The sequence below is a fragment of the Streptomyces beijiangensis genome (assembly GCF_017315755.1).
Lineage (GTDB): Bacteria > Actinomycetota > Actinomycetes > Streptomycetales > Streptomycetaceae > Streptomyces > Streptomyces beijiangensis.
Map to the genome: position 1 here is coordinate 1 of NZ_JAFLRJ010000237.1, position 3,473 is coordinate 3,473.

3 protein-coding genes are annotated in these 3,473 nt (G+C 71.4%); 2 read left to right on the forward strand and 1 reads right to left on the reverse strand.

The genetic code is table 11. From position 1 onward, the window contains the following. The coding region (locus J0695_RS24080) for an aminotransferase class I/II-fold pyridoxal phosphate-dependent enzyme (RefSeq protein ID WP_206964821.1) at nucleotides 1-1,081 on the forward strand (1,081 nt) is incomplete at its 5' end. Nucleotides 1,082-1,084: 3 nt separating this feature from the next. On the opposite strand, the gene J0695_RS24085 is transcribed toward J0695_RS24080, so the two are convergent. Next, nucleotides 1,085-3,064 carry an acetoacetate--CoA ligase gene (locus J0695_RS24085; protein ID WP_206964823.1) on the reverse strand — a complete coding sequence of 660 codons (1,980 nt, stop codon included), beginning with the start codon at nucleotides 3,062-3,064 and terminating at the stop codon, nucleotides 1,085-1,087. A 214-nt stretch (nucleotides 3,065-3,278) separates the two neighbouring features. Between J0695_RS24085 and J0695_RS24090 the strand changes: the two genes are divergently transcribed. Continuing rightward, nucleotides 3,279-3,473 (forward strand): hypothetical protein (locus J0695_RS24090; RefSeq protein ID WP_206964825.1); only part of this gene is annotated, 195 nt, incomplete at its 3' end.

Below are 3,473 nucleotides of genomic sequence, written 5' to 3' on the forward strand. Positions count from 1 at the left end.
AGGGGCGCGGCGGCCGCCGCGTGTGCCGCAGGGGGTACGTGACCTGGCGGGCGGGCATCCTGACCCGGCGTTCCTGCCGGTGCTGCTGCCTCCGGAGCGGGTGGATCCCGTCAATGGCTCGCACCGGGCTTCGCCTCGGCTGGCGGGTCTTGAGGAGCTGGCCCGGGCGTGGTTCGCGCGGGACGGGGTGCCCGACGGGCAGGTGACCTTCGCGCACGGGGCGCTGGACTGCATGGCGCGGCTGCTGTCGGTGGAGCTGAAGCCCGGTGACACGGTGGCCGTGGAGGATCCGGGCTTTCATCATCTGCTGGATCTCGTACCGGCGTTGGGGCTGCGGATGGCTTCGGTGGCCGTGGACGACGAGGGGATCAGGCCCGAGGCGCTGCGCGGTGCGTTGCGGGCGGGGGCCCGGGCGCTGGTGTGCAGTCCACGGGGGCAGAGTCCGATGGGCGGCTGTTTCTCGGCGGAGCGGCGGGCGGAACTGCTGGAGGTGCTCGGCGCTTATCCGGAGGTGCTGGTCGTCGAGGACGATCACAACGCGGAGATCGCGGGGGCCGCTTCCTACGCGCTGGCGAGCGGTGGGCTCGCGCGGTGGGCCCAGGTGCGGACCGTGTCCAAGCATCTGGGCATCGATCTGCGGTGGGCGGCGCTGGCGTGCGACGCGACCACGCTGGCCCGGCACGAGGGGCGGATGCTGCTCACCTCGGGGTGGGTCAGTCACGTACTGCAGGAGACGGTCGAGCGGACGATGTCCGATGCGGGGACGCGGGTTCTGGTGGGGCGCGCGGAACTGGCCTACACGGAGCGGCGGGACGCGCTGGTCCGGGAGCTCGGGGTGCACGGGATCGGGGCGCACGGGGCGAGCGGGCTGAATGTGTGGGTGCCGGTGCGGGACGAGTCCGCGGTGGTCAACGGGTTGCGGTCGCGGGGGTGGTGGGTGGCGGCCGGCGCTCGGTTCCGTATCGCCACGCCGACTGCGGTACGGATCACGACCGCCACCTTGGAGGCGGCCGACGCGGTGCGTCTTGCCTCGGACTTCGCCGGGGTGCTCGGCGAGTCCGAGGCCACGTACGGGGGTTAGCCGCTAGGCGCCCTTGCGGGCCAGGGCCAGGGCCTCGTAGAAGCGCAGGAGGTCGAGGTTGTCGACCGAGCCCGGGTTGACCGCCGTGGCCAGGGGCGTGCCCTGGAGGAGGCGCTTGACCGGGACCTCGATGCGTTTGCCGGTGAGGGTGTGCGGGACGCCGGGGACCTCGATGATGTCGTCCGGCACATGGCGGGGCGAGAGTTGGGTGCGGATGGTGCTGACGATGCGGGTGCGCAGGGCGTCGTCGAGCGTGGCGCCTTCGGCGAGATGGACGAAGAGGGGCATCCAGTAGCCGCCGTCCGGTTCCTCCAGGCCGATGACCAGGGATTCCTTGATCTCGGGGAGGCGTTCGACCGCCTCGTAGATGTCCGCGGAGCCCATTCGGACGCCCTGGCGGTTGAGCGTGGAGTCCGAACGGCCGTGGATGATCACGGAGTTGTGGTCGGTGATCGTGATCCAGTCGCCGTGACGCCAGACTCCGGGGTAGGTGTCGAAGTAGCTGTCGTGGTAGCGGCTGCCGTCGGGGTCGTTCCAGAAGCGGATCGGCATGGACGGCATGGGGGCCGTCACGACCAGTTCGCCGACCTCGCCGATGAGCGGTTTGCCCTGGGGGTCCCAGGCCTGGAGGTCGGTGCCGAGGCAGGCGGCCTGGAGTTCACCGATGTGGACCGGGAGGGTGGGGACCGCTCCTGCGAAGCAGCTGCAGACGTCGGTGCCGCCGCTGACCGAGGCGATCCAGACGTCGTCGCCCGCCGCCTCGTGGAGCCAGCGGAAGCCGTCGGGCGGGAGCGGGGAACCGGTGGTGGCGACGCACTTGACGGCGGTGAGGTCGAAGTCGCGGGCCGGGTGGATGTCGGCCTTGCGGCAGGCCATGACGTACGCGGCCGAGGTGCCGAAGACGGTGGCGCCGGTGCGCTCGGCGACCCGCCACTGGGCTCCGGTGTCCGGATAACCGGGGCTGCCGTCGTACAGGACGATCGTGGTGCCCGTGAGCAGGCCGGAGACGAGGAAGTTCCACATCATCCAACCGGTGGAGGTGTACCAGAAGAAGCGGTCGCCCGGGCCCAGGTCGCAGTGCAGGCCGATCTGCTTGAAGTGCTCGATCAGGATGCCGCCCTGGGACTGGACGATCGCCTTCGGGAGACCCGTGGTGCCTGAGGAGTAGAGGACCCAGAGGGGGTGGTCGAAGGGGACCTGCTCGAAGACGGGTTCGGTGTCGCCGGACGTGGCGTCGGACCAGTCGATGGCGCCTTCGGGAGCCGTCGTGCCGAGGAGCGGGATGTGGATCACCGCGCGGAGGGTGGGGAGTTCGCGGCGGAGCTCGGCCACGGTCTCCGTACGGTCGTGGGTCTTTCCGCCGTAGCGGTATCCGTCGACGGTGAACAGGACGACGGGCTCGACCTGTTGGAAGCGGTCGAGTACGGAGCGGGCACCGAAGTCCGGGGCGCACGAGGTCCAGACCGCGCCGACCGCAGCGGTGGCGAGGAGGGCGGTGACGGCCTGGGGGATGTTGGGGAGGTAGCCGCTGACGCGGTCTCCCGGGCGTACGCCAAGGGCGCGGAGCTGTGCCGCGAGCGCTCCTGTCTGGCGGCGGAGCTCGGACCAGCTGACGGGCTGCGGGTCGTGCGTCTCGTCGACGTGGAGGATGGCCGGTTCGTCGGCGCGGGCGGGGTCCTCGGCGGTGCGCAGGGCGTGCTCGGCGTAGTTGAGGGTGGCTCCGGGGAACCACCGGGCGCCGGGCATGGAGCGGTCGGCGAGGACTTCTTCGTACGGCGAGGAGAACCGGATGTCGAACCAGTCGGCCACGGCCTTCCAGAAGGTGTCCAGCTCCGCGACGGACCAGCGGTGGAGGGCCGGGTAGCCGCCTTCTGCGGGGGCTCCGTGGTGCTCGGCCGCCCAGGCCTGGAAGCGGGTGATCTGGGCGCCGTCGATGCGTTCCTGGCTCGGCTGCCAGAGAGGTGCGGCGTTCGTCGAGGTCATGGGGCTGCTCCCGGGCTGTACGCGTGGTCTGCGTGGGTCGCGCGCACGTGCGGGGTGTGCGCGTGACGCGGCTGTCAGGGACGATGCCATGTGATCGTCTTCCGCACCAGGGTGCTCCGCCCATAGTGAGGCGCACGGCGATGTGGCGCCACCACGGGTGAACGGAAGTTGAACGGAGCCCGCGACGCCGGTGGTCGGTGGCAGGGTGAGCCGCATGGACGGATCTGACCTGGTGCGCTCGGTGAAAGCGGTCGGAACGGTGCAGGGGCTTCGTGCCGTGCGCTCCGCATGGCGGCGGCAGCGCACGGACGCGCGGGAGCTGCCGCCGCGCGGGGCCGAGCGGGCGCGTGTGCCCGGTGTACTGACCGGTGTCGAGCCCAGGCCCGGGGGCGGGGTGGTGCGGTTCGCG